The organism is Marinobacter sp. 1-4A, assembly GCF_016597725.1.
In the GTDB taxonomy this organism is placed as follows: domain Bacteria; phylum Pseudomonadota; class Gammaproteobacteria; order Pseudomonadales; family Oleiphilaceae; genus Marinobacter.
Genome location: NZ_VCGY01000010.1, coordinates 36,271 through 61,555 on the forward strand (window position 1 = coordinate 36,271; position 25,285 = coordinate 61,555).

A 25,285-nucleotide genomic window follows, 5' to 3' on the forward strand; every position below is an offset into this window, starting at 1 on the left:
TGACTGACGAACGACGCAACTCCCTAAGAATGCAAAGGACGATGAAATGAGCATCAAAAAACATGTGAAGCTAGGACTGTCTGCACTGGCACTCTCCATCTCTTTCAGCTCCGTTGCTGCGGAAGACCCTATCAAGGTCGGCATTCTGCACTCCCTCTCCGGCACCATGGCGATCAGTGAGTCCACCCTGAAAGACACCATGCTAATGCTGATTCAAAAGCAGAACGACGCTGGCGGCGTACTGGGACGCAAGCTTGAACCTGTGGTTGTCGACCCTGCATCCAACTGGCCTCTGTTTGCGGAAAAGGCACGTGAGCTGCTAGCAAAAGAAAAGGTAGACGTAATCTTTGGCAACTGGACCTCGGTTTCCCGTAAATCGGTACTGCCCGTGATAGAAGAGCTAAACGGCTTACTGTTTTATCCGGTTCAGTACGAGGGTGAAGAATCTTCCGAGAACGTGTTCTACACAGGAGCCGCACCCAACCAACAAGCCATTCCGGCGGTCGATTACCTGATGAACGATATCGGTGTTGAGCGCTGGGTTTTGGCCGGTACAGATTACGTTTATCCTCGCACCACCAACAAAATCCTTGAGACCTACCTCAAGGGCAAAGGCGTGGCGGCTGCAGACATCATGATTAACTACACGCCATTTGGTCATTCCAACTGGCAAGCTATTGTTTCCGACATTAAGGCATTTGGTGGGGCAGGTAAGAAGACTGCAGTGGTCTCCACCATCAACGGCGATGCCAATGTGCCGTTCTATCGTGAGTTGGGTAATCAGGGTATAGATGCTGCAGACATCCCAGTAGTGGCCTTCTCCGTGGGTGAGCAAGAGTTGTCTGGTATAGACACTGGCCCTCTGGTCGGGCATCTGGCGGCTTGGAATTATTTCATGAGCGTGGAGAGCGATGCCAACTACGATTTCATCGATGCTTGGGTTGCCTACTCCGATAATGAAGGTGCTGTGACCAACGATCCCATGGAAGCCCACTACATCGGCTTCAATATGTACATTGAGGCCGTGAAAAAGGCGGGTTCTGCTGACGTGGATGCAGTGAAAGACGCCATCATCGGCGTTTCTGTTCCTAACCTCACCGGTGGCTTTGCCACCATGATGCCTAACCATCACATCACCAAGCCGGTGCTGATCGGCGAAATCCAGGACAACGGGCAGTTCTCAATCGTTTGGGAAACGCCGTCTACTGTTGCGGGCGATGCCTGGTCTGATTTCCTTCCAGGCTCCAAAGATCTGATCAGTGACTGGCGCAAACCGCTGTTCTGCGGAAACTTCAATGTGGTTTCAGGAACCTGCGGTGGACAAGCGAAAGTTGCTGCCGAGTAAGGTTTGAAGCGGGCTTTTCCGTTTCGCGGGCGAGGGTTTCTCCTCGTCCGCTTTTTTACCGCTGCATGTAATCTCTTACTTAACCGAACAGGAATCAACGATGAGCACCTTTAGACTGCTCAGTCATCTGATGTTCGCCTGCTTTCTACTTTATTCAAGCCTTTCGCATGCGCAAGTAGAAGACACAGATGCACAACAGATGCTCACCGCACTGGCAGACTCTTCATTCGCGCAAAAGAAACAGGTGGTCAGCCAGATCGCCGGTAGTGGTGATGAACGCGCGCGAGGCTGGCTTGAGTCGTTCGCCAACAACAAATTAGGGCGTATCGAATCCAGCGGACAATTCATTATCGTGCTGGATAACCGGGGCCGTGACTGGACCGTGGAAAGTGCGCTCACCGGCAAAAGTCTCGGTGAAATGTCGCGTCGCGATATAGACACCATTCGTGCTAATAACGCGCTGCGCAAGGAGCTTGAAAGCATTCTTTCGGTGATTGATCTGAATAGCCCGGAAGAGCAAATCCGCTTAACCGCTGCCCGTGCTCTTAAAGGTGGCGTAGATGACGCGCTGGCCGAGCAGCTTCCTGAATGGATGAGTAACGAACAAAGTGACTCCGTTCGGGCGGCACTCGCCGAGGCTCTGGCTATTTATAAAGTGGAAGAGCAGGGGGACATTGCTGCTGTAGCCACTCTTTCCGGCAGTCTCAACTCACAAGCCCGAGCTGCTCTGCAGCAAGCTATGCGCAGCGACGATGACGCTCTGGTAGCCGCAGCCACAGGGGCCATGGCGAGCATTGAACGAAAGCTGAAACTAAACCGCGCCGCCGAGACCTTGTATTTCGGGTTGTCCCTCGGCTCCGTTCTGGTACTGGCTGCCATTGGACTTGCGATCACGTTCGGCGTGATGGGCGTCATCAACATGGCCCATGGCGAACTTATGATGCTGGGTGCCTACACCACCTGGGGCATGCAGCAATTGCTGCCCGGCCAGCCCGGTTTGGCGTTGATTCTGTCTATTCCCGCCGGATTTCTGGTGGCGGCACTGGCGGGCATCGCCATAGAACGCACGGTGATCCAGCACCTGAAAGGCCGACCGCTGGAAACCCTGCTGGCGACTTTTGGTGTCAGCCTGATTCTGCAGCAACTTGTGCGCACCCTCATCTCACCGCTGAACCGCACCGTGATCACTCCGGACTGGATGAGCGGCTCAGTGATGATCAATGAAGCACTGTCGTTAACGCTAAACCGCCTGTACGTGATCGGCTTTGCGCTGGTGGTGTTCGCAGGTTTGATGCTGATTATGCGCAAGACTCGCCTCGGGCTGGAAGTGCGCGCAGTTACCCAGAACCGAGCCATGGCTCGCTCTATGGGCATCAAGGCGACGAGAGTGGATATCTTAACCTTCGCGCTGGGTTCCGGCGTGGCGGGGCTGGCCGGCGTTGCCCTTTCCCAGATCACCAACGTTGGCCCCAATCTGGGCCAGAGCTACATCATCGACTCCTTCATGGTGGTGGTATTCGGCGGCGTGGGTAACCTCTGGGGCACCCTGCTGGCGGGCATGACGCTTGGCACCCTTAACCAGCTTCTGGAGCCTTGGGCCGGTGCAGTGCTCGCCAAGATTCTAGTCTTGGTGTTCATTATCTTGTTCATTCAAAAGCGCCCCCGGGGACTCTTCCCCCAAAAGGGCCGTGCGGCAGAGGGTTAAGCTATGTGGTTAATGAGACCTTTGCAGGAACGTTCAACTCGAATTTTTTTGGGTGTGCTCTTCGCCTCTCTTGTGATCGTGAGTGTGCTGCATGTGTTCATGCCGCAGAACAGCGCGCTGTATGTAAGCGCCTACACCGTTACGCTGTTGGGCAAGTACCTGTGTTATGCGTTGTTGGCGGTGGCGGTCGATTTGGTGTGGGGGTACCTCGGTATTCTCAGTCTGGGCCATGGCGCTTTTTTCGCGCTCGGTGGTTACGCCATGGGCATGTATCTAATGCGCCAGATAGGAGATCGCGGCGTGTATGGCGACCCGGTGCTGCCGGATTTCATGGTGTTTCTGAACTGGCAGGAACTGCCCTGGTATTGGCTAGGTTTCGACATGGCTTGGTTCGCCTTCATCATGGTGCTGTTGGCCCCGGGCCTTCTGGCTCTGGTGTTTGGCTTCCTCGCCTTCCGCTCCCGGGTAACCGGGGTGTACCTCTCCATCATCACCCAGGCGCTGACCTTCGCACTGATGCTGGCCTTTTTCCGCAATGAGATGGGCTTCGGTGGCAATAACGGCCTGACCGATTTTAAAGACATTCTTGGCTTTGATCTGCGCACTGATGCCACCCGGCTCGGTCTGTTCATCGCTACGGGCATCGCACTGGCCATCGGTTATGTGATCTGCCGCGGCATTGTGACCAGCAAGTTGGGCCGCGTGAGTGTGGCCTGCCGGGATGCCGAGGCACGCACACGCTTCCTCGGTTACCGGGTGGAGCGGGTGCAGCTGTTCGTGTTTGTGGTCTCCGCCATGCTCGCCGGTGTGGCGGGTGCGCTCTATGTGCCTCAGGTGGGCATTATCAACCCCAGTGAATTCTCGCCGCTGTTCTCTATTGAAGTAGTGGTTTGGGTGGCACTCGGTGGCCGCGCCACTCTCTACGGTGCTGTTATCGGCGCCATATTGGTGAATTACGGCAAAACCGTGTTCACCGGCATCATGCCAGACGCTTGGCTCTTTGCTCTAGGTGGCCTGTTTGTTCTGGTTACCGTGTTCCTGCCCAAAGGTATCGCAGGCCTGCTGTTCCGCACCAAGAAAGCCGATAACACCGACAAACCGCCCACCGCACATGAGGCTATCGCATGAGTATTTTTCAGGAATTGACCAATCGGGATCGGGTATTTGAATTTCTTGCGCCCGCGCAGTCCCCGGTAGATGTGCGGCACGGGCCTATCTTATATCTGGAAGATGTGAGTGTGAGCTTTGACGGCTTCAAAGCCATCAACAATCTCAACCTCACCATCGACGATGGCGAACTGCGCTGCATCATCGGCCCGAATGGTGCAGGTAAAACCACCATGATGGACATCATCACAGGCAAAACCCGCCCTGACACCGGCTCGGTGTGGTTTGGCAGCCGCCACAACTTGCTTACAAAAAGTGAACCAGACATTGCCTCTCTAGGTGTAGGGCGAAAGTTTCAGAAACCTACGGTGTTTGAAGCGTTAACGGTATTTGAAAACTTGGAGCTGGCCATGGCAGCGGACAAGCGGGTCTTCCCAACCTTAACGGCCCAAATGAAACCCGAATACCGGGATCGCATTGATGAAGTGTTGGCGTTGATTGGTCTTAAAGAGCTGCGTCAGGCATTCGCTGGCATTCTTTCTCACGGCCAAAAACAGTGGCTGGAAATCGGCATGTTGCTGATGCAGAAGCCGCGTTTGTTGCTGGTGGATGAGCCGGTAGCCGGTATGACAGAACAAGAGATGGAACGCACCGCCGAACTACTCACCAGTCTTGCTGGCAAGCAATCCGTGGTGGTTGTGGAGCATGACATGGGCTTCGTGCGCTCGATTGCTCGCAAAGTGACCGTTTTGCATCAGGGCAGTGTGCTGGCGGAAGGTTCGATGGATCAGGTGTCCAGCCACCCGGATGTAATCAAGGTGTATCTCGGGGAGGAAGCCTAATGCTTATAGAAAGCGCGATGCTGAAAATCGACAAGCTTAACCAGTATTACGGCGAAAGCCACACGCTGTGGGATCTGGAACTGGAGGTGCCCCAAGGCCAGTGCACCTGCGTGATGGGCCGCAACGGCGTGGGCAAAACAACTCTGATGAAATGCATCATGGGCGAGGAACCCACCAAAAGCGGCAGCATGGAGTTTGCCCACGACGTGGCGCTTACTAAAAAGAGAATTGAAGATCGCTCTAGACTTGGTATTGGCTATGTACCTCAGGGACGGCAGATTTTCCCGCTGCTCACAGTAGAAGAGAATCTACGCACAGGCTTGGCCGTGCGTAAAGACGGGAGCAACAAAATCCCAGCACGAGTGTACGAGTTGTTTCCGGTACTAAAAGAAATGCGCCACCGCCGCGGTGGCGACCTTTCTGGTGGGCAGCAACAACAGCTCGCCATTGGCCGTGCACTGGTGATCGAGCCCCGCTTGTTGATTCTCGATGAGCCGGGGGAAGGTATTCAGCCAAACATCGTCACCCAGATTGGCGAGGTTATCCGCAAATTGATAGAGGAGGACGGCCTAACCGTGCTGCTAGTGGAGCAAAAGTTGCCTTTTGCCCGCAAGTACGCAGATCGTTTCGCCATTCTTGATCGCGGTCGCCGAGTGGCAGAAGGGGAAATTGCGGGCCTGACTGATGAGCTCATCAAGAAGCATCTCACGGTATGACAGCTATTCAGCGGCTAGATGATTACCGGCAATCAGGTTACGAATCAGGGCACCGCTTCGATCTGGAGCGCCGCTGGGCTGCTAGCTTGTCACTTGGTTTTGAAGTGCGAGAGGGCACGAAGGACAGTGTTGGGAGCAAAGCCGTTACCCGTCTGGCGCACCGAAAACATCACGGCCCTCTCAGAGTGCAGCGACCGTTTTATCCGGAAGGGCGTAATGGCTGCTGCCACGTGTACCTTTTGCATCCACCAGGTGGGCTAGTGAGTGGCGATGAGCTTCGCATCGATGCTTCGGTGGGAAAGAGTGCACACGTGCTACTGACTACGCCAGCAGCGGCAAAGCTTTACAAGGCTGACAGCCATGGAGTTGGCTGGGGCCAGCACACCCGCTTGCAGGTTGCTAACAACGGCATCCTCGAATACTTACCTCAGGAGACGCTCGCCTTTGACGGCTCCAAAGGTCAGCAGAGCACGACCATCGAATTGGAAACCGGCGCAAAGTGTATCGGCTGGGAAATTCTCGCCCTTGGCCGGCCAGCCAGCAATCTGCCGTTTGTCTCCGGCTACTTGGAACAGCGCTTTCGCCTGCTAATGAACGGCCGCCCTCTGTGGCTCGAACGCCAGTTGATGGACCCCGCGCACCCCCGCTTCAAAGGCCACTGGGGTCAGGGCGGCGCTACCGTACAGGCAACCCTCTGGGTGGTCGGCCTCGAAGACGAAGCCGCTGCCCTAGAAGAACTCAGAGAAATCCTGCCCGCCAACCATCGCTGGGCTGTCACCCGCCGCCGTGGCGTAGTGCTGCTGCGCTATCTAGGGCAGGAGAGAAACGAAGCCTGGGCGCTATGCCAGCAAGCCTGGGAGCTGCTGAGGCCAAGACTCACCGGCCAGCCGGCCATGGTGCCTCGAATATGGCTGACCTGAAATTTGGTGTAAGAACAGAGCGGGGCAAACCGTCCGGGGCACGTTGTGAATACGTCCCTGTACGCTTGACAAAAACATCCCTGTTTTTGACATCCCCGGACGGTTTGCCCCGCTCAGTTCATAAGCATTTGGTATCGGCCTGCCAAGAAATACGAGTTAAACGGAGGACAAAATGGAACTGACACCTAGAGATAAAGACAAGCTGCTGCTATTTACCGCAGCGCTGCTGGCCGAGCGTCGCAAAGCCCGCGGCCTGAAACTGAATTACCCGGAAGCCATTGCCCTGATCAGCGCTGAAATCATGGAAGGCGCCAGAGCGGGGCGGTCCGTTGCGGAGTTAATGAGTAGCGGCGCGGACATTCTGACCCGCGAAGACGTCATGGATGGGATCGCCGACATGATCCCGGAAGTGCAGGTGGAGGCCACCTTCCCGGACGGCACCAAGCTTGTCACCGTCCACAACCCGATTGTTTGAGGAACACGCCATGATTCCCGGCGAATACCAACTCAAAGACGACGACATAGAACTGTGCGCCGGTCGACCGCGCATCTCATTAGATGTGGCCAACACTGGCGATCGCCCTATTCAGATCGGATCCCATTATCACTTCGCCGAAGCCAACCCCGGTTTGCTTTTCGACCGTAATCAAGCAAAGGGGTACCGGTTGGACGTAGCTGCGGGCACCGCGATTCGCTTCGAGCCGGGCCAGGTTCGGCAAGCCACCCTAATTCCGTTTTCAGGCAATCGCGAGATCTATGGCTTCCGTGGCGATGTGATGGGCAAGTTGGAGGGCCCTGAATGAAAATATCAAGGCAAGCATACGCTGACATGTACGGCCCCACCGTGGGCGACCGCGTGCGGCTGGGTGATACCGAGCTGTGGATTGAAGTCGAGAAAGATCACACCCATTACGGAGAAGAAGTAAAATTCGGCGGCGGCAAAGTTATTCGCGACGGCATGGGCCAGAGCCAGCGTGCCGATGATGCAGTGATGGACACAGTAATCACCAACGCCCTGATTCTCGACTGGTGGGGCATCGTTAAAGCGGATGTAGGTATCCAGAAAGGGCGCATTGCCGCTATTGGTAAAGCCGGCAACCCAGACACCCAGCCAGATGTCGATATAGTGATCGGCCCCGGCACCGAAATCATCGCCGGGGAAGGCAAAATTCTTACCGCCGGTGGCATCGACCCCCACATACACTTCATCTGCCCGCAACAGGTAGAAGAAGCGCTGATGAGCGGCGTGACCACCATGTTGGGCGGCGGCACCGGCCCGGCAACCGGCACCAACGCAACTACGTGCACACCCGGTGCCTGGCACATGGGTAAAATGCTGCAGGCAGTAGACAGCCTGCCCATGAACATCGGCTTTCTGGGCAAGGGTAACGCCAGCCTGCCGGAAGCGCTGGAAGTGCAAATCAAAGCCGGTGCCATTGGCCTCAAGCTGCACGAAGACTGGGGCACCACCCCGGCCAGCATTGATAACTGCCTGACCGTTGCAGATAAATACGACGTACAGGTGGCCATCCACACCGACACGCTGAACGAATCCGGCTTTGTGGAAGATACTCTGGCGGCATTCAAAGAGCGCTGCATTCACACCTTCCACACCGAAGGTGCGGGCGGCGGCCACGCGCCGGACATCATCACTGCCTGTTCCAAACCCTATGTGCTGCCGTCGTCCACCAACCCCACGCGGCCGTACACGGTGAACACCATCGACGAGCATCTGGACATGTTGATGGTTTGCCACCATCTGGATCCCAACATTCCGGAAGACGTTGCTTTTGCCGACTCCCGCATACGCCGGGAAACCATCGCGGCGGAAGACATCCTTCACGACATGGGCGTGATCTCTATGATCTCCTCCGACTCACAGGCCATGGGCCGGGTAGGGGAGGTGATCTGCCGCACCTGGCAAACGGCCCACAAGATGAAAACCCAGCGCGGTCTGCTGCCGGAAGACGAAGATCTGGGTGCCGACAACTTCCGCGCTAAACGCTACATCGCCAAGTACACCATCAACTCCGCCATCACCCACGGTATTGCCCACGATGTGGGGTCAGTGGAAGTGGGCAAGCTGGCGGACCTGGTGCTCTGGAGCCCGGCATTCTTCGGCGTGAAACCCGCCTGCATCATCAAGGGAGGCATGATTGCCGCTGCGCCCATGGGCGATCCCAATGCGTCGATTCCCACGCCGCAGCCAGTGCACTATCGCCCCATGTTCGGTGCCTTTGGTAAAGCCGCCAGTGCCACCCGCCTGACCTTTGTTAGCAAGGCGGCGCTGGCAGCCGGTATTGGGGAGGAACTTGGGTTGGACAGCCCGCTCTCTGCCTGCACCAACGTGCGGCAGGTGCGCAAAAGCGATATGAAACTGAACGATGCCTGCCCGCACCTGACCGTAGACCCACAAACCTACGAAGTGCACGCAGACGGCGAACTGCTGACCTGTGAGCCAGCTTCCGAACTGCCGCTGGCGCAACGCTACCACTTATTCTGAGCTGGATGCCGGAGAACCCTATGTTGGAACTGATCAAACGCATCACCAATGTGGAAACCACTGAAATTTTAGACAACCTCACTTTGCCCTACGAGCTGCGCATGCGGGGCCGGTTACGCGCCACCACAGAAACCAGCCAGGACGTTGGCCTGTTTCTGGACCGTGGCCCGGTATTGCGCGACGGCGACCTGCTGCAAGCCAAAACCGGCGAGGTTATCCGCGTCCGCGCTGCGGAAGAGCCCGTAGTAACCGCACGTATAAATGGCGGCCTACCGTTGGCACGTTTGTGCTACCACCTTGGTAATCGCCATGTATCCCTCGCCATAGGTGAAGATGAGTTGGGCAGCTGGATTCGCTTTCCGCCAGACCACGTTCTTGAAGAACTGGCTGAGCGGTTAGGCGCCGTGCTTGTTCGCCACACAGCACCCTTCGATCCCGAACCGGGTGCTTATGCGCAGGCCGGAAAAGCCGGCGGCGGCCACAGCCATAGCCACGGCCATCACCATGCTCACTCCCACTAACGCCGCATCAGGCGATCTGGCACTGCTGGGCCTGATGCAACTTGTCAGCCCCGCGCTGCCCATAGGTGCCTTTGCCTGGTCGCAAGGGCTGGAAAGCGCCTTTGAACTGGTCTGGGTAAACAACGAAGCAGAGCTACAGCAATGGCTGGAAGGCGTGCTTGAAGACGGCCTGAGCCGCTGCGAGCTACCGTTACTGGTGCGCCTGCAACGTGCCTGGGCAGCCGGGGATGCCGACGCCATCGCCCAGTGGAACGACTGGCTGCACGCCACCCGGGAAACCGCAGAACTGAGTGACGAAGACACCCGCCTTGGTGCGGCGCTGGTCACCCTGCTGCGCAACCTCGGCTTGCTGCCGGATGCAAAGCTGATTCCAGACGAACCCGGATACATCACCATGTTCGCTTGGGTGGCCCATTATCGGAAAGTACCCGAGCGCCAGACTTTAATCGGCTTCGCCTGGGCCTGGCTGGAAAACCAGCTGGCGGTTGCCTGCAAAGCACTACCCCTCGGCCACACCGCCGCCCAGCGCATAACCGAACACATGCGCCCCTTATTGGTAACCGCCGTAGAGATCGCTCTGCAGCGGGATGACGAAGAGCTTGGCCCGGTTTTGCCCGGCCTGGCCCTCGGCAGCGCCTTACACGAAACCCAGTATTCGCGGCTTTTCAGAAGCTGAAACATAAAGACATTCACTCCGAGGTCTGGAGCGGCGGTCAGTAAGTCCTTCCGGGACTGTCTGCAGCATGGATGCTGCAGTCAAGCGTACAGGGATGTATTTACAGCGCGTCCCGGAAGGACTTACTGACCGCAGCAGACTCGGAGCCTGAAGATAAGAGGATAAAGCCATGAAGCATTGTTTGAGAGTTGGAGTCGGCGGCCCGGTCGGTTCCGGAAAAACTGCCCTCTTGCGCCAGTTGTGCAAGGCCCTGAAAGACCACTACGACATCGCCGTAGTCACCAACGACATCTACACCCGTGAAGACGCCGACTTCCTGCTGAAACACGACGCCCTGCCAGCCGACCGCATCCTCGGCGTGGAAACCGGCGGCTGCCCGCATACTGCTATTCGTGAAGATGCCTCCATGAACCTGGCGGCCATCGACGACCTACAGAATCGACACCCGAACCTGGAACTGGTGCTGGTGGAATCCGGTGGTGACAACCTCTCTGCCACCTTCAGCCCGGAACTGAGCGACCTCACCCTTTACGTGATCGACGTATCCGCCGGCGACAAGATCCCCCGCAAAGGCGGCCCCGGCATCACCAAATCCGACCTGTTGATCATCAACAAGATCGACATTGCCGAACAGGTACACGCCTCCCTCGACGTGATGGAGCGGGACAGCAAGAAAATGCGCGGCGAACGCCCCTTCGTGTTCACCAACCTGTACGACGGAGTAGGGCTGGAGACGATCATCAGCTTCATTCTGGAGCGGGGCATGCTGCCGGAAAGACGCCCCGAAAAACTGGCAGAACCAGCCTGAGCTAACCGAATCCGAACGAATCCAGAACCACCAGGAGAAATACCATGAAACTCACAGCCAAACTCCTTACCGCCGCCGCGCTGCTGGCCGCCTCCGCCTCAGCAATGGCCCACCCCGGCCATGCTGAAGGTGGATTCATCAGCGGCCTGTTACACCCGATGCTTGGCCTGGACCACCTGCTAGCCATGGCCGCTATTGGGTTCTGGAGCGTGCGCCAGTCCGCCACCCTGAAAAACAGCACACCCCTGTTCGTGATCGGCGGCATGATCCTTGGCGCAGCCATTGTCTGGGGCGGCATGAGCCTGCCTGGCGTTGAAACCGGTATTGCACTTTCGGTGCTGCTGGCCGGTATCCTGATCGCCACTATGGCCAAACTACCGACCGCTGTAGGCGGAACATTGGTTGCTGCATTTATGGTATTCCACGGCTTTGCTCACGGCACTGAAATGCCGGCTGGCGCGGCGTTGGTGGCTTATCTGGCTGGGTTCTCCATCGCCACATTGGCGCTTACGTTTGTGGGCCGGGGGCTTGGTGCTTTGTTGCAGAGAACGGATAACCGGTTTGGGCGAGTGCTGGGCGGGGTGGTTGCTGCTACTGGAGTTGTGCTGGCGGTAGGGTAATCGCGTTGGCTCAAAAGAAGAGTAAAACAGAAAGCTGTGCGGGATGGCCGCACAGCTTTTTTTGGCATAACAACATGGATTGCTGCAATAGGGGCAGACAGAACGCGCTGAGATAGTATATCTTCAACCGTAGAGCAATACAGAAAAGAGCACTGACTGTTATGGATGACGGCCGATGGATACCTCAGAACTGATGCCGAATTTTTTCAATCTCTCGTATTTCATAATTCTCCAAACAGCCCATCTATGAATTTTCTATTAAATCCCTAATTCTTGCGATTTTCGCCGTCTGGTTGGTTTGGCGTCGCAAACAAAATATAGATTTCGCCGAACAAGCCACTGCTATCTAAATCGGAACTTTATTTAAAGCCAGCCAAGATGCTTAGACGAAGGACGTTGCTGAAGTTGACTGCGATTAACGGAGTTAAAGTGCATCAGATTGCTGGTTTAGATAACGCTCCAAGCGCGGTTTGAAGACGTTCACGAATGCGTTGATGTGTTGGGTAAAAAACGTTTCAACTTCGGGTAGGTTCACTGGAGGCCATTCGGCCTTGATTCGTTTGCTCGCTTTAATCTTTTGATTGTCATCATCCCATTGAAAAGAAAACGGCAGCTCATCTTTGATGGCTTCGGCTTCGTCCTTTAATGTCTGATAAAGCCAGTTGGTGTCTTCTGATTTTCGGATGCGCAGAAAACAACCAATTTCGGAGGAGGCTTTGAAAAAGTAAAGCGTGATCCATGCCGTTCCTCCGCCAGGGGGCATCGGGAACGTAACATTTCCCTTGGGGACAGGATTCGCTATCGGTTGCTCGGGGTCGTCTAACCGGAGTTCAGACAAGAAACGGCGCCAAAAGATTTCGTATTGATCATTGAGCGGATTGCGCGTATTTGATGTGCCAATCGATGGTACTGGTTGTTCGCCAAAATCAGCGATAAAAACCGTTCTCGGAATTTCCTTGGTTTTAAATAATGTACGCGGTTGAACGAAGGTCAGGTCCTTATCTTCAGTTTGATAGACCGCCGTTTCAATCACCGCCAGCGTAAACTTCATGTTCGCTGTGTTGTCGAGGTACTGAATCATTGCTTGGGTGTCGCTTCTGATCCCATCGCCGGCTATCACCAACATGATGTCGCCCTGTGCGAGTGAGTTACTGACACCGTCAACGAATTCTGCTTCTTCAGTGGTTGGATACTGGCTCCGGACTAATTCATACGGGACATTTCCTTTCTCACCGGTCCTGCGGGAGACTTCCCTTTGAAGGTCTGAATAGCTCCAGTTTTGCAGTTCCTTTGCGTAATCCAGAATCTGCCCAATCACTTTTCGTCTGGCTTCGGGGTTTCTCCACAGTTTCGTCTCTACGATGACGAGTTTGCCCTGCGGCGTCACGTAGACAATATCGATAGGGCCTGCGCCGGTATTCATTTCCATGCACAGGGGAACGACTTCTCGATATCCGGGATTGATCTCGCCAAACGGAAGGCTTTGCGGGTTTCTGAATAGCTGTTCCTGCAGCCACTGTTCTGAAAAGCCCTCATTAAATGCCAGACGAAGAAGAGGCCGAGTATCGGAATTGTCATGTATGAGAAAGGGGGTAGCCCGCAAGGTTCCAATCCTGTTTTACTGAGTTTGCTTGCTATCCTAGTCCACCGCCGCAGGACTTAACAGGTCGGAACCTTGGAACTATTATGCTTGTCACTGCCCGAAGCATAGGTGCTATTATATGAAGCTTTTGATCATTGGACTTTTCGCCGCCATCACCGCCTACCTAATCTGGCGCAGCAAACAAAACACCGATCCCACCGAACAAGCCTGCGCCATCGAAATCGGCAAACTGCTCAAAGCCAGCCCAGATGCTTCGCCTCAAGCCATTGCCGATGTGTTCACGAAACACGGCATTGATCCTTCCCGCTGCAAAAACGTCGGCGCTATGGTCATGCCACAGTTGCGTAAATATAGTTTGAAACCGGAAGATGCCCGCATTGTGATGGGACAGGTGAGGGCGGCTTACCCTCTCGTTCGCTAGGGTGCTGTTCGGGCTAGCTAAGGTGAGAGCATTGCCTGCACCTCGTCTCCCAGAGCAACCTCGCCCCCTTCAACCACTCGCGCGGTAATCCCGCCGTGCCCTCGCATGGCGTTATAGCCACCCGGCCCAAGTGTTGTTTCTATTTTGCTGCAGGGGTGGCATTGGCCGGTGTATTCCAGCACCACGCCGCCAATTTGAAACGTTTTGCCTTTCAGCGCCAGCAGATTCAGGCCAGAAACTACGATGTTGCGCCGGAACACTTCGGGTTCTATGGCTTCTCGCTGAAGGAAGGAGCCAATGGTGTGGAGGTGTTCTTGCTGAATCAGGGTGACTTGGCGTTTGCTGGTTTCGCGCCCAGCGAATCGGTCGCCTTCTAAACCCGTGCCCGGGGTGATCGCGACGCGGTCGAGCGCCTGCATTGGTTCTCCGCGAGCGGGGCGGATGCCAATCCATTCCACGCGTCCGCGCTGGGGGAGGGTGTCTAGCAGGATTTGGAGTGGAGTTGGTTCAGGCATGGGCCAGTGCTCGCACGCAGTTGCGAAATAGCTCCGCCGAGAAAAATCGATGTTCCCCAGGTTGTTCTGCCACCAATAGCTGGCCGCTGGATTCCAGAATACCACCCTCGATCATCAGGTTGTCGCTCATTTCGAAGTCCTCAATGGCGTGGCCGTGTTCATCTTGGTCGGTGGCTCCGGCGCGGTCCCGATAGTTCCGGCTGTCTAGAGTAAACCCGAAAGCCGGTTTGCCCTGACCAATCACGTAGCCGACTTCAAACACGGTGCCTGGGTCTGCGCTGATGCCCCGAAAAGGCGTGAGGTTGGCAATGATGGCATCGCAGCTGTCCATCAGGTCGCGATTGGCCAGGTAGATTCGGTGGCCGTGTGCGGGTTTGGCTTCGTGTTCTGAAAACGTCAGGGCGGTGTCTAGCGGGTCCACGCCTTCATATCCGGCTTCCTGAAGAATGCGCTTTTTCTCGGCTACGATGGCTTTGTGTTCTTCGGCGGGGAAGAACACTTCTGGGCCGGCGAGGTAGATGCGTTTTGGTGTTGTCATGTGAACACAGGTTCTCCCTTCAGTAAAAGAACAAGTCTACTCGTCCAGCACCAAGTCCTCATCCCGTGAGTTTGCTACAGATTCTGTTTTTGTGATCTTTGGAGGTGGCGGTGTCCAAGCTTTCAGCAGCTCAGGTGAATCTTTAACAGTGCATCTTCGATGTCGCTGCTGTCTTCCGGGCGGACGACCCGCGCTATTTCTTCACCATCCTTCAAAACAATCAGGGTTGGCCAGAGCTTAACGCCAAACGTTCGCCCTAATCTGCGGCCTTTGCCATCCTCAACCTTCACATGCGGCACGTCTGGGTGATTGTCCATTGCCGCCTTGATGTCCGCCTGAGCACCCTGGCAGATCCCGCACCAGTTGGTGCCGAATTCGATCACCATTGGGCCCGTGCTCTGGTCCAGCTCATCCCGGCTCAGGGTTTCGGGTGTATATTGGCTGGTGTACGACATGGTATCTCCTTGCTGTGCTAACCATCTGGAAAATAAATCTGTCCCGGTTTTCTCTATTCCTTGAGCCGGACAAGTAACCGGCCATCCTTAACCTGAGTATAATCCACACCCGCTGCAAAGGACTGCCTGAATCCCGGATTGCCGCCGGGTTTTCCCGGCCCTCGACAATTTCGAATGCTAGGGCAAATGGTGGGTAATCGACATTGGCGGCAAAAATTTACGGCTGATTGCTTTCATTGAGCGATCTGTGTCCCGTCAGTTCTGATCAGCCATTGAAGGGAGAAATGAATTGAACCAAAAAGGAATCCTCACCGCATGGAACGACGCCAAGGGTTTTGGCTTCATTACTCCTGAGGGCGGTGGTGAGCGGGTCTTTGCTCATATCAGCACTTATGCAGGCCGTGGCCGGCCAGTTTCAGATCGCAAGGTGGCCTATACCATCGCGAAGGATAGTCAGGGCCGGCCGAGAGCAGGGCGGTTTCAGTATGCTGGAGCGGCAAAGGTTGGCGCCAGTATTGCTCGGGGAGTCTGGGTGGCTGCTGCTGTTGTGCTGGTGTTTTTCACCATTCTAGCGGGGTTGTTCCACCGAGGTAGTCTGCCGGTCTCTATCCTGGCTGCCTATGGCGGGGTGAGTGTGGTGTTGTTTGTGATGTACTGGATCGATAAGCGCGCGGCGCAGCGAGGTGGGCAGCGTACGGCTGAGAACACGCTGCACCTCTTTGAGCTATGCTGCGGCTGGCCCGGAGCACTTATGGCTCAGCAGGTTTTTCGGCACAAAACACGAAAGGGGAGCTATCAGTTCGTTTTCTGGCTGGCGGTTCTTGCTAATCTGGGCGCTCTGGGCTGGCTGCTTGTCGCGCCGGAAGCGGCTGCTTTGCGGCAGCAATTAGACTTTGATTTGTTGAATTCTTTACGGCACCCCAAGTGATTAAACCCAGTTGTTACAGCTGTCGGAAAAAATTTGAGCCATCTGAGCTCCGGGTTTCTTACTCGAAAAACTACTGTGAGGGCTGCGGTGTTGGGCTGTTTGGTGAGGATTATTTCAGTTTCACCGCTAAGCCCGCCCCAACTATGCGAAAGAACCTGGCTGTCCATTTTGCAGTGCTTTTTTTCGGGGTTGCTGGCTTGTTGTTATGGTTTTTGACTGGCAGGTCGTGAGCACTCGAAATCGGGGCTCTTTGTTGCGGGGCCAGTTGGTTGGGCAGTGCTTGGAGTCATTGTGACGGTAGGTGTTTTTGCTGGGGTGGGAGCAGGATCCATTGCTGACAAGCGGGGTCGGAATATTGCAGCCGGCATCTGGGACAGGAGTTGATTTAGATGTTGGATGGTACACCGGAAGGTTGGTACTACTTCGTACTGCTGGTTGTGTTTGCGATTATGGCGGTAGTCTGGATAGGGTTCGCCCGTTTCTCAATGGCCAGAATCGAGCGTCAGATGAAGAAGGACGGAGTAAAACGCCAATCTTCATGGGACGGTGTGGGGCTTCGGGTACTCTGGTACGCCTCTGCCATTGCTTTTCCTGTGGGCATTTTCAATCAAGCAAATGATCCGCTCATAGATGTGCCTACAGTGCGCCGTTACTCAACTCGCTTTGACCGTTATTTGGGGTGGGCATTGATGATTTCCGGTTTGATCTTCCTTGCCATCGTGCTTTTAGGTGGGTTCTTTTTCAATCTTGATTGAGTAGAAAAAGGCCGGCTTTTCGGGATCCACTTCAGTTATCGGCGGCACTGCGTTAGCTGCAAAAGCGGGGTTCGTTGTTGTGAGAAAATCGAGACAGAGTTGTTTTCGCGCTTGATAAAGAGATTTGCCCCGGCTGTCTATTCCTTTAGCCGGACAAGCAACCGGCCATCCTCAACCTCGATATAATCCACACCCGCTGCAAAGGATTGCCAGAATCCCTCGTTGGCACCGAATTCGTTAACCAGGTCCACATTCTTGAGGTTACCCAGCCAGGCATTCGGAATGGGTACGCCCATTAGGCTGACGCCCTTTAACTTAACTAGGGGTCGACCGTTAGCAAAGGACAATTCCACACCGGCATTTACTCGCAGGGTTCTGCCGCCGAGCACAGGGAAGCCCTCTTCAAGAGGCACCAGAAGCACGGCGCTCAGGAGATCGTCCGACAGATCGACGGCGAGTCTCTGAGCCAGATCGGTGTTGTTGGCCAGCATGCCGTTAAGTTCCCGCTCGCTGAAACGTACCTCCCGGCTGCCGTCTTCTTCACTGTAGGGTACCGGCTGCAACGGGCTGCCAGATTCACCGCCTTGGGTATCAATGCCCAGAGTATTCAGCTTGTTGTTGAGTGAATCCTGTTCACTGGCATTCAGGGTTACGGGTTCGAAGTTCTCAGGAAACACATAGTGGCTTAACCACCAGTAACCAGCGCCTAAGGTGGCGACGATGGTGAGCAGCACAATGCCAAAGACATGCAAGCCACTGAAGCCCTTCTTTTTGGGTGGCGGCGTTGATGCTGTTTTATCCTCGTTTGTTTCATTCATCGCTGACGACACCTGAACGCTCTCCAAGCCCTTTGACGCGGTCTTTGGAACAATACCCTAGTTTGCTTACACTCGGTCAATAATCCCACACAGCGCATCCAACCCCAACTATTCGAAAGAATTTGGCTGTCCATTTTGCAGTGCTTCTTTTTGGGGTTGCTGGCTTGTTGTTATGGTTTTTGGCTGACAAGGCGTGAGCTCTCAATATCGGGGAAAATCTATTGCCAGTGCGGAGAATGCAGGCTACTGCCTAAGTTGCTGTTCCCGCCGATAGCGTTCAAGTACTCGAGATAAGATGGGGGCAATGGCGTCTGCTAGTGCTTTGTGATCTTTATGCAGCACGTGGTAGATAGGGCAACTTTCCAGTACCGCCCAGTTTAGGTTGTATTCCTCGGTCTTGGCTTGGTGAGGGTGTAGTTCTGAAGATACATACAAGGCGTATTTGAATCGGCCCATGGAAAGCATCTCCTGTGATTTCGACAGGCTATAGCTGACAGGCATAAAATTGGCCGGGTAGGTTGCAATGAAACGGCGCATGACGGCCGTTTCGGTGGGAATCAGGATGCGGTTTTTTGGCTCTTTGAGTGCATTGTCCGAACAGTCTGCCTCGCGGACGCACAGCAGAATAATTTCTGCTTGGTCCAGAGCGGTTGGCACCGCCATTAAGTTGGGATAGTCCTGCAGGGCCTCTGAGAAACGAGCGACGTCGCCGTCCACGTGGCGGGCGTTCGCTTCTACCAATCCTCGGTGGGTTGACATCTCCTGAAATTCTACGGCCATTTGCAACTCAGAGTAGACTTCTTTGAGAATCGGGATGTAGATGGACTTAATGGCCGGATGCGGGGCATGGGAGAGCGTGAAAGGTTCCGCCAGAGAATTGGTAGAAAGTAAAACCATGGCAATGGTCAGTGCAAAAAGCGTTCGCTTGAGCATTTCCGAAAGTTCCTCGGGTGAGAGGGATTAAGGTGTGAAAGAACGATCCATGGCATTGCTCTATTAATCTAAAAATGGCACATCAGTAATTCCACGTCCAATTAGACCCGCTTTAAGATGACTCCGGGATGGGGCTTGCAGGCACCATGCTCCGATAACCTTATCGCCGTCGCTTTCCTTCATGCTCCTGCTGAGACGGATTTTCTATATTCATATAGCCTCACTGTATAGGCCATTTTTGCATCAGTTTCCCGAAAGCCTTGGGGTACAGGGTCTCCGACTGTTTAACCCCCGGTCGCCAACAACTTTATCCACAGCTTTTGTGAGTAACGTACGTGGGAATACCGGTTTACCCATAGGCCGGTGCTGACCAGAATCCCCGCCCCAGACGTATTTGAACGCTCGCTCATTAACGAGTCCGCGTGAAACGGGAGCCCCCATGAAAGCTGTACTCGATGGTTATCTGAAGTCTTCTCTGGTGCTGCGCATTGGTATTGCGCTTGTTCTTGGCTTGGTTGTAGGTCTGGTAGGCGGGCCGGCAGTGGCCGAATGGCTTAACCCGTTAGGGGAATTGCTGCTCAGGTTGTTGAAGTTTCTGATCGTGCCGATTGTCCTGTTTACCCTGATGGTGGGGATCAATCAGGCCAATCTTTCCAGTATGGGCCGCGTGGGCCGAAAACTGCTGGGTTTCTATGTGTTGACTTCGGCTCTGGCCATTACGGTGGGGCTGGTTGTGGCTTCCGTATTCGAACCCGGTAGCGGTCTGGAGTTGTCGCCTTCGGCCAGTGTTGAGGTGCCGGAGAATCCGGGCTTTGTTCAGGTGCTTCTGAATATTGTTCCCGCCAATATTGTCGAGGCATTTGCCAAGCCGAATCTGCTCGGGATTATTTTTACCGCGATTGTGTTTGGCGTTGCTCTGCTGAAACTACGTGAGTCAGACACTCACGGGGAAGCCGGTGCCAGGGTGTATGAAGTAGTTTCTGGCCTGAACGAAGTCACGATGAAGGTGATGGCCGGGGTTCTGCAGTATGTACCGATTGGCGTGTTTGCGATTGTGGCCAGTACCGCCGGTGAGCAGGGCATAGCCACGATACTGGCCCTGGGCGATATGGTTATGGTGTTGTATCTGGCCTTGGGGGTGCAACTGCTGGTCTACGGGGTTCTTATGCGCCTTAATGGTGTGGGGCTGAGGGACTTTATTCGTGAGGCTCGGGCTCCGGTCGCCACCGCGTTTGCCACCCAGAGCAGTTCAGGCACTCTGCCCCTAACGCTCAACGCTGCTCGGCGTTTAGGCATTCCCCAGAGCATCTACGGTTTCAGTCTGCCTTTGGGCGCCACCATCAACATGGATGGGGCGGGTATCCGTATTGCTATTTCTGCTGCCTTTGCCGCGAATGTGGTGGGGGTGCCTCTGGACGTCTTCACCATGCTAGAAATTGTTCTGATCGGTACTTTGGCTTCCATAGGCACGGCTGGTGTGCCGGGTGCGGGTATCGTGATGATTGCCACTGTGTTTGCTCAGGTGGGCTTGCCCATTGAAACGGTGGCTCTGTTGGTGTCCATTGATGCCCTTGTAGGAATGGGGGCAACAGCTATGAATGTAACCGGGGATCTGGCGTGTACCTCCGTGATTGCCCGTTCCGAGCAGGACGATGAGGCGGTGATGGAAAGGTCTTCGGTGCCGGAGAAGGTGTTGTCGTAGGGTCTGCTCTGTAAGAAAACCGGTGCGGGCCTATTTCTCAAGATTGATTTATGGGCTGGTTTTTGAAACCTGCTCCTCTGAAGGGGATTGGTGCCACGTTGAGCGATCCATCCAAGGGTCGCGCAGGCCAATGTGCCCGATCCCGGGCAATTTGACAGCCAAAGCCAGAGGGTCAATGCCAATGTTAAGGCCTAGAATGTTCAGCTCGACACCTTCCCGGATACTCGCCATAAGGCCGAAATAACCTTTGAGGGAGAGTTGATAGCCTGAACCGCTGGGCGCTTTCGCAACAATGCCGTCGGCGAGATAGTCTTTTCCGATGGCAATGTTGGGCAGTGCAACATCTAGTTCGGGCACCTGCCGGATTACCCAGGCTACAAAAGTGTTGCTGTTGGGTCCGGGCCAAGCTTTGTATTTGTTCTGGAAAGGGTAGGCGTCGATCGCTGTCCGGATATTGATGATAGCGGCCTCCGCTTTCTCACCACGGAGGTCGGCGAGCAACATCGGCGGGTTGCCATACCAGGCAGTATCGGGCTCACCGGGGCGGGATCGCACCGCGTTATAACCCCAGCCAGTTACATCGTGAACCTCGTAGGATGATGCCCCGCGCACTTTGGTCGCAATCCAAGTGTGGATCGCAAAGTTGCCGCGCCAATTATAAGCTCGGGCACCGTAAACTTGCACAATGGCTTCCTCAGCCTGATCGGGCAGTGGCGCAATGCCTGCACTGGAGCGATCAGTGTCACGCCAGCTCTGGCTAGACTGACTGCTACAGGCCGCAATCAGTGCAGGGCCCGCTAGCAGAGCCAGTAAAAATATTGTGGTTCTGATGAGCCATTGAAGGGGTTTCACCATGCCAGAGGGTACCTCGAGCTGCATGCATTGGTTGATGGTCAAGACCGAGTCAGTATACGGCTCATATAGCCTCAAGTATCAATGCAAGGCATTACCAATCGTTGTTGTTCGGAAAACCGGGGCAGGTCTTTTTTTCCAAGCGCCCACTCTGGAAGGTTTGTAGTAGTCTCTTAATACCCACTTCATCATTGCCACTGCTACTGTTTCCAAGCTCGTCAAAACAAGCATAAGGAGATAGCCATGAGTGGGAAGAAGATTTTGATGATTACCGGTGATTTCACCGAAGATTACGAAACCATGGTGCCGTTTCAGGCACTGATGGCCGTCGGCCACACGGTTCATGCCGTTTGCCCGGATAAAAAAGCGGGCGATACCGTTGCCACAGCCATCCATGACTTCGAGGGCGACCAAACCTACACAGAAAAGCCGGGCCATCGATTTGCCCTGAATGCGGATTTTGATGGGTTGGACCCGGCGAACTATGACGCACTGGTGGTGCCTGGTGGCCGCGCACCTGAATACCTGCGTCTTAACGAAGACGTGAAGAATCTGGTTCGCCATTTTTTCGAAACCAACAAACCGGTGGCGGCGATTTGCCATGGTGCTCAATTGTTGGCGGCTGCGGGGGTTCTGGATGGCCGCAAGTGTTCAGCCTATCCGGCTTGCCAGCCGGAAGTGGAATTGGCTGGCGGTACCTTCGCCAGTATTGAGGTTGATCAGGCTGTAACCGATGCTAATCTTGTAACAGCGCCCGCGTGGCCGGCTCATCCGGCCTGGTTGGCGCAGTTCTTCAAACTGCTGGATCAATAACGCAACAGGGGCTGGCCACACCGGCCCCTCAACGCTTCCCGGGAGGCTGTAATGTGTAAGCTCTTTATCAACGCCGACCCGGAGCTTTGGGTAAGCCGGACCCACTCTCTGCGTATTGACGGCATGGTCACCAGTGTGCGCATGGAAAACGCTTTTTGGCATGTACTGGCAGAACTGGCCGAACGGGACGGCATGAACCTCCCGCAGATGATCACCCGGCTTTACCACGAATCCATTGACGCTGGCCACGATCTGGGCAATTTCACGTCCTTCCTGCGGGTTTGTGCGCTCCGCTATCTTGAGCTGCAATTAGACGGCGCTGTTCCAAGGGATACCCGAGTGCCGATCGCTTCACTGAATGCTGACCGGATTCTCGCGGGTAATTCAGGCAATACGGCCACGCCGAAAATGGTGACTAAAGCAAAGCATTGAACGCTGTAGAAAAAAACTGTCTGGGTTTTTCGGTGATATCGCGGGCTTGTGGTTAAATACTTCAGAACTTTTGAGGAGATAATCGATGCCCCGCATATATGAAGACAACTCTCAGTCCATTGGCAACACGCCGTTGGTCAAGCTTAATCGTGTTAATGATGGCGCTACTATTTGGGCCAAGATTGAAGGTCGCAACCCGGCCTACTCGGTAAAGTGCCGAATTGGTACCGCCATGGTACTGGATGCCGAGAAGCGGGGCGTGCTTAAGCCGGGTATGACTATTATTGAGCCCACCAGCGGTAACACGGGCATAGCTCTGGCTTTTGTGGCTGCGGCCAGAGGCTACAAAATAGTTCTTACCATGCCCGCTTCAATGAGTCTGGAGCGCCGCAAGGTGTTGAAAGCGCTGGGTGCCGATTTGCTACTCACAGAGCCCGCCAAAGGCATGCCCGGCGCAATCGCTAAAGCAGAAGAGTTGGCTGCTGCTGAACCTGAAAAGTACTTTTTACCACAGCAGTTCAATAACCCGGCTAATCCGCAGATTCATGAAGACACCACTGGCCCTGAAATCTGGAACGACACAGATGGCGCTGTGGATATTTTTGTTGCCGGTGTAGGAACGGGTGGCACGCTTACAGGCGTATCACGCTACATCAAGAACACGCAGGACAAAGCCATTACCACCGTTGCCGTTGAGCCTGCCGACTCACCCATTATCACTCAGGTGCGAAACGGAGAAGCCCTCAAGCCCGCTCCCCACAAAATCCAAGGCCTAGGCGCTGGTTTTGTGCCCGAGAATCTAGACCTGAGCATGGTTGATCAGGTAGAAACGATAACCAATGAAGACGCCATGGCTATGGCCCATAGGTTGATGCAGGAAGAAGGCATTCTGTGTGGCATTTCCTGTGGTGCGGCCGTTGTAGCAGCTGTTCGCGTTAGCCAGCAGCCAGAACACAAAGGCAAGAACATTGTGGTCATCCTTCCGGATTCAGCTGAGCGTTATCTCTCCAGCGCCCTGTTTGCCGAGCAGTTTGGTGATGCGGAGAACGTGCAGTAAAAGCTGCTAGCTCATTGATGGCGCCCCGACTCTTGTTGGGGCGCTGGGTTGCACCCGCAGATCAGAGCCCGGTTGTTTCATTATGTTTTCCGATTTCTTAAACAGTAAAACGACCTACGCTACCGAGTTGCGGGACTTTTATGAATGGCATAAGGGCGTTGAGTATTTTGGGTTTTGGGCGATTGAAGTATCGGGCTCTGATTGCCTGAAAAAAATACGGTTCCATCAAGATTATCTTTCCGAGTGGTTGCATTCCGGTTACTTGCGCCAGCCTCACATTACTCTGGCTTTGGAGGGGTTGCTGAAAGATCCCCCTTCGCTGAAGCCTTCGATTTGGAAAAGTATTCAGCAGTTGGAAGCTTCCGAACTACCTGCTTTTCCTTTACAGCTGGCCAGATGCAACAGTTTTGCAACCTGCCCTTATTTGGAAGTGACTGATCCAAAAGGTTATTTGAATACTATCCGTAGCTGTTTGAACAGCGATGAACAGGAGCAGAACCCAAAAGCATACACGCCACACGTCACTCTGGGTTTTTACAACGAAGCTCATGACACTTCACGCATAGTTGAAGAATTATCGGGCATACAATCGCAAGATATCGAGTTCACGGTTGATGAAATAGTATTTGCTCAATACAGAACCCGTGAAATACAAGGGCCTTATCAGGTTTTACATCGCATCAAATTAGCGCGGTAGGTTGCCTCAGAGGCCTGTGTTGGGTGATTGTTGCTCCAGAAGAGAGTGCTGTACGACAGCAATTGAGTCTCTGCGGGCTTGCTCCTATCAAAGAACGTCTCTCATTCCAAACAATTATTTCCTATTTGGAATATCATGACCGTTTGAGGCTGGTGATTAAACCAACCGATTACTTGGAGAATAAAATGAGCAAGAGCCCCACAAAAGCGACATTGACTACCGCCATGATTGAGGAACAGACAGCTGCTTTTTTAAAGTCAGGCGGCGCTGTTGAGTACGTTGGCAAGGGTAAGAGTGGCCAATTTGCCTCTACTGGCACGAAGCAGATTAGTTTGAAAGCACGCTGATATTAGACGGGGGAGGGAGGCTAGAACTGCTGCTGGTGCTTTAGCAGCAGTTCTGTATGCGCTCGTATATGGCCTATTGGTCGTGAGCCACTAGTTTATTCGGTAGAACGGGCGGTCGTAGTCTAGGCTGGTTGGCCTCTGCAATGGCGAATCTGTTTCGCCATCTCCCGCATAGAGAGTATCGTTATCAATGTAAACAATGTCGTATTCTTTGATGTCGAAAAAGGCGCCATCGAATTGGGTCGTATGTATATTGAATTCGGTAGCAGTGAGACCATCGCTCAGCAAAACATCGTCGCCCAATGCGAAGTTGCCTGATGACGTTGGGTTCGGAGCGAACGGTTGTGGGGTAGTGCAGCCGCTATCGATGTAGTTTTCGATATCGGTGGTAAATTCGCCACGGCTAAACGATAAGGTCACGATATCATAGTGCGGTTCGCCCTCAACGGGGCCACATTGCTTTTTCCAGGTGCCGTCGAGTACTGTTATCTGGTCGCTTGGAGTTACGGCACCGCTATCCTCGTTTCCGATTTCGGGATCGGCATTTTCTTCGGTTTCTTCCAAAACGCTGCCGCTGCCCCCGCCTCCGCAGCCAACCATCATTACTGAAGCCAGAGTGCAAAATAAAAACTTCTTCATAGCGGTGTTTCCTAACG

30 protein-coding genes are annotated in these 25,285 nt (G+C 54.5%); 22 read left to right on the top strand and 8 right to left on the bottom strand.

The window, feature by feature from the left end:
• Positions 1-46: 46 nt before the first annotated feature.
• The 13 genes from urtA to FE845_RS16825 all read left to right on the top strand — a co-directional run bounded on the left by urtA (position 47) and on the right by FE845_RS16825 (position 11,763).
• The gene (gene urtA / locus FE845_RS16765; RefSeq protein WP_200367240.1) at positions 47-1,345 is read left to right on the top strand and encodes an urea ABC transporter substrate-binding protein; all 1,299 of its coding nucleotides are present in this window, start codon (positions 47-49) and stop codon (positions 1,343-1,345) included.
• A 100-nt stretch (positions 1,346-1,445) separates the two neighbouring features.
• A complete protein-coding gene (gene urtB, locus FE845_RS16770; RefSeq protein ID WP_200367242.1) occupies positions 1,446-3,050 on the top strand; it encodes an urea ABC transporter permease subunit UrtB in 1,605 nt (534 codons plus the stop codon).
• A gap of 3 nt (positions 3,051-3,053) precedes the next feature.
• Positions 3,054-4,178, top strand: a complete 1,125-nt coding sequence (gene urtC / locus FE845_RS16775; RefSeq protein ID WP_200367244.1) for an urea ABC transporter permease subunit UrtC — start codon at positions 3,054-3,056, stop codon at positions 4,176-4,178.
• Positions 4,175-4,999 (top strand): urea ABC transporter ATP-binding protein UrtD, encoded by an 825-nt coding sequence (gene urtD, locus FE845_RS16780; protein ID WP_200367246.1) that lies wholly within the window; start codon positions 4,175-4,177, stop codon positions 4,997-4,999. Before urtC ends, urtD begins: the two co-directional genes overlap by 4 nt.
• Positions 5,000-5,016: 17 nt before the next feature.
• Positions 5,017-5,715 (top strand): urea ABC transporter ATP-binding subunit UrtE, encoded by a 699-nt coding sequence (gene urtE / locus FE845_RS16785; RefSeq protein WP_200367445.1) that lies wholly within the window; start codon positions 5,017-5,019, stop codon positions 5,713-5,715.
• Complete coding sequence (locus tag FE845_RS16790; RefSeq protein ID WP_200367257.1) at positions 5,712-6,635, top strand: urease accessory protein UreD; 924 nt, start codon at positions 5,712-5,714, stop codon at positions 6,633-6,635. The genes urtE and FE845_RS16790 overlap by 4 nt, the downstream gene beginning before the upstream one ends.
• Positions 6,636-6,807: 172 nt before the next feature.
• Positions 6,808-7,110 carry an urease subunit gamma gene (ureA, locus tag FE845_RS16795; protein ID WP_200367259.1) on the top strand — a complete coding sequence of 101 codons (303 nt, stop codon included), beginning with the start codon at positions 6,808-6,810 and terminating at the stop codon, positions 7,108-7,110.
• Positions 7,111-7,120: 10 nt separating this feature from the next.
• Positions 7,121-7,438, top strand: a complete 318-nt coding sequence (locus FE845_RS16800) for an urease subunit beta (protein ID WP_200367269.1) — start codon at positions 7,121-7,123, stop codon at positions 7,436-7,438.
• Positions 7,435-9,138, top strand: a complete 1,704-nt coding sequence (gene ureC / locus FE845_RS16805) for an urease subunit alpha (RefSeq protein ID WP_200367271.1) — start codon at positions 7,435-7,437, stop codon at positions 9,136-9,138. Before FE845_RS16800 ends, ureC begins: the two co-directional genes overlap by 4 nt.
• Before the next feature lie 20 nt (positions 9,139-9,158).
• Positions 9,159-9,659: an urease accessory protein UreE gene (gene ureE / locus FE845_RS16810; RefSeq protein WP_200367273.1), complete on the top strand. Its 501-nt coding sequence runs from the start codon at positions 9,159-9,161 to the stop codon at positions 9,657-9,659.
• Positions 9,643-10,335, top strand: a complete 693-nt coding sequence (locus FE845_RS16815; RefSeq protein ID WP_200367275.1) for an urease accessory protein UreF — start codon at positions 9,643-9,645, stop codon at positions 10,333-10,335. The genes ureE and FE845_RS16815 overlap by 17 nt, the downstream gene beginning before the upstream one ends.
• A gap of 169 nt (positions 10,336-10,504) precedes the next feature.
• On the top strand, positions 10,505-11,143 hold the full coding sequence (ureG, locus tag FE845_RS16820) for an urease accessory protein UreG (protein WP_200367277.1): 639 nt from the start codon (positions 10,505-10,507) through the stop codon (positions 11,141-11,143).
• Positions 11,144-11,187: 44 nt separating this feature from the next.
• Positions 11,188-11,763 (top strand): HupE/UreJ family protein, encoded by a 576-nt coding sequence (locus tag FE845_RS16825; protein WP_200367279.1) that lies wholly within the window; start codon positions 11,188-11,190, stop codon positions 11,761-11,763.
• Positions 11,764-12,187: 424 nt separating this feature from the next.
• Here the strand turns inward: FE845_RS16825 and FE845_RS16830 are convergent, their stop codons facing one another.
• Entirely contained in the window at positions 12,188-13,366 is a 1,179-nt protein-coding gene (locus tag FE845_RS16830) for a DUF4268 domain-containing protein (RefSeq protein ID WP_200367281.1), read from the bottom strand.
• 118 nt (positions 13,367-13,484) lie between these two features.
• Between FE845_RS16830 and FE845_RS16835 the strand changes: the two genes are divergently transcribed.
• Entirely contained in the window at positions 13,485-13,787 is a 303-nt protein-coding gene (locus FE845_RS16835) for a hypothetical protein (protein WP_200367283.1), read from the top strand.
• A gap of 17 nt (positions 13,788-13,804) precedes the next feature.
• On the opposite strand, the gene FE845_RS16840 is transcribed toward FE845_RS16835, so the two are convergent.
• The 3 genes from FE845_RS16840 to FE845_RS16850 form a co-directional block, all read right to left on the bottom strand.
• Positions 13,805-14,302: an MOSC domain-containing protein gene (locus FE845_RS16840; protein WP_200367285.1), complete on the bottom strand. Its 498-nt coding sequence runs from the start codon at positions 14,300-14,302 to the stop codon at positions 13,805-13,807.
• Positions 14,295-14,840 (bottom strand): nucleoside 2-deoxyribosyltransferase, encoded by a 546-nt coding sequence (locus FE845_RS16845; RefSeq protein WP_200367287.1) that lies wholly within the window; start codon positions 14,838-14,840, stop codon positions 14,295-14,297. Before FE845_RS16845 ends, FE845_RS16840 begins: the two co-directional genes overlap by 8 nt.
• 122 nt (positions 14,841-14,962) lie before the next feature.
• A complete protein-coding gene (locus FE845_RS16850; RefSeq protein ID WP_200367289.1) occupies positions 14,963-15,295 on the bottom strand; it encodes a thioredoxin family protein in 333 nt (110 codons plus the stop codon).
• A 289-nt stretch (positions 15,296-15,584) separates the two neighbouring features.
• Here FE845_RS16850 and FE845_RS16855 point away from each other — a divergent pair, with 289 nt between their 5' ends.
• Positions 15,585-16,223 carry a DUF1294 domain-containing protein gene (locus FE845_RS16855; RefSeq protein ID WP_200367291.1) on the top strand — a complete coding sequence of 213 codons (639 nt, stop codon included), beginning with the start codon at positions 15,585-15,587 and terminating at the stop codon, positions 16,221-16,223.
• 389 nt (positions 16,224-16,612) lie between these two features.
• A complete protein-coding gene (locus FE845_RS16860) occupies positions 16,613-16,978 on the top strand; it encodes a hypothetical protein (protein ID WP_200367293.1) in 366 nt (121 codons plus the stop codon).
• A 137-nt stretch (positions 16,979-17,115) separates the two neighbouring features.
• On the opposite strand, the gene FE845_RS16865 is transcribed toward FE845_RS16860, so the two are convergent.
• Together FE845_RS16865 and FE845_RS16870 are read right to left on the bottom strand one after the other, a co-directional pair.
• Positions 17,116-17,796 (bottom strand): arginine N-succinyltransferase, encoded by a 681-nt coding sequence (locus FE845_RS16865; RefSeq protein WP_200367295.1) that lies wholly within the window; start codon positions 17,794-17,796, stop codon positions 17,116-17,118.
• Positions 17,797-18,039: 243 nt separating this feature from the next.
• A complete protein-coding gene (locus FE845_RS16870; RefSeq protein WP_200367297.1) occupies positions 18,040-18,729 on the bottom strand; it encodes a hypothetical protein in 690 nt (229 codons plus the stop codon).
• Between the two features lie 439 nt (positions 18,730-19,168).
• On the opposite strand from FE845_RS16870, the gene FE845_RS16875 reads away from it, so the two are divergent.
• Positions 19,169-20,431: a dicarboxylate/amino acid:cation symporter gene (locus FE845_RS16875; protein WP_200367299.1), complete on the top strand. Its 1,263-nt coding sequence runs from the start codon at positions 19,169-19,171 to the stop codon at positions 20,429-20,431.
• A 48-nt stretch (positions 20,432-20,479) separates the two neighbouring features.
• Here FE845_RS16875 and FE845_RS16880 read toward each other — a convergent pair whose 3' ends face one another.
• Complete coding sequence (locus FE845_RS16880) at positions 20,480-21,286, bottom strand: DUF3750 domain-containing protein (protein WP_200367301.1); 807 nt, start codon at positions 21,284-21,286, stop codon at positions 20,480-20,482.
• A gap of 240 nt (positions 21,287-21,526) precedes the next feature.
• On the opposite strand from FE845_RS16880, the gene FE845_RS16885 reads away from it, so the two are divergent.
• From FE845_RS16885 to FE845_RS16905, 5 genes are all read left to right on the top strand, one after another.
• Positions 21,527-22,096, top strand: coding sequence for a DJ-1/PfpI family protein (locus tag FE845_RS16885; RefSeq protein ID WP_200367303.1), 570 nt, complete (start codon positions 21,527-21,529; stop codon positions 22,094-22,096).
• 51 nt (positions 22,097-22,147) lie between these two features.
• Positions 22,148-22,528, top strand: a complete 381-nt coding sequence (locus FE845_RS16890) for a ribbon-helix-helix domain-containing protein (RefSeq protein ID WP_200367305.1) — start codon at positions 22,148-22,150, stop codon at positions 22,526-22,528.
• 85 nt (positions 22,529-22,613) lie between these two features.
• Positions 22,614-23,585 (top strand): cysteine synthase A, encoded by a 972-nt coding sequence (cysK, locus tag FE845_RS16895; protein ID WP_200367307.1) that lies wholly within the window; start codon positions 22,614-22,616, stop codon positions 23,583-23,585.
• Positions 23,586-23,667: 82 nt separating this feature from the next.
• Entirely contained in the window at positions 23,668-24,282 is a 615-nt protein-coding gene (locus FE845_RS16900; RefSeq protein ID WP_200367309.1) for a 2'-5' RNA ligase family protein, read from the top strand.
• Positions 24,283-24,305: 23 nt separating this feature from the next.
• Entirely contained in the window at positions 24,306-24,629 is a 324-nt protein-coding gene (locus FE845_RS16905) for a hypothetical protein (protein WP_200367469.1), read from the top strand.
• A gap of 90 nt (positions 24,630-24,719) precedes the next feature.
• Here the strand turns inward: FE845_RS16905 and FE845_RS16910 are convergent, their stop codons facing one another.
• Complete coding sequence (locus FE845_RS16910) at positions 24,720-25,268, bottom strand: hypothetical protein (protein WP_200367311.1); 549 nt, start codon at positions 25,266-25,268, stop codon at positions 24,720-24,722.
• Positions 25,269-25,285: the final 17 nt, after the last annotated feature.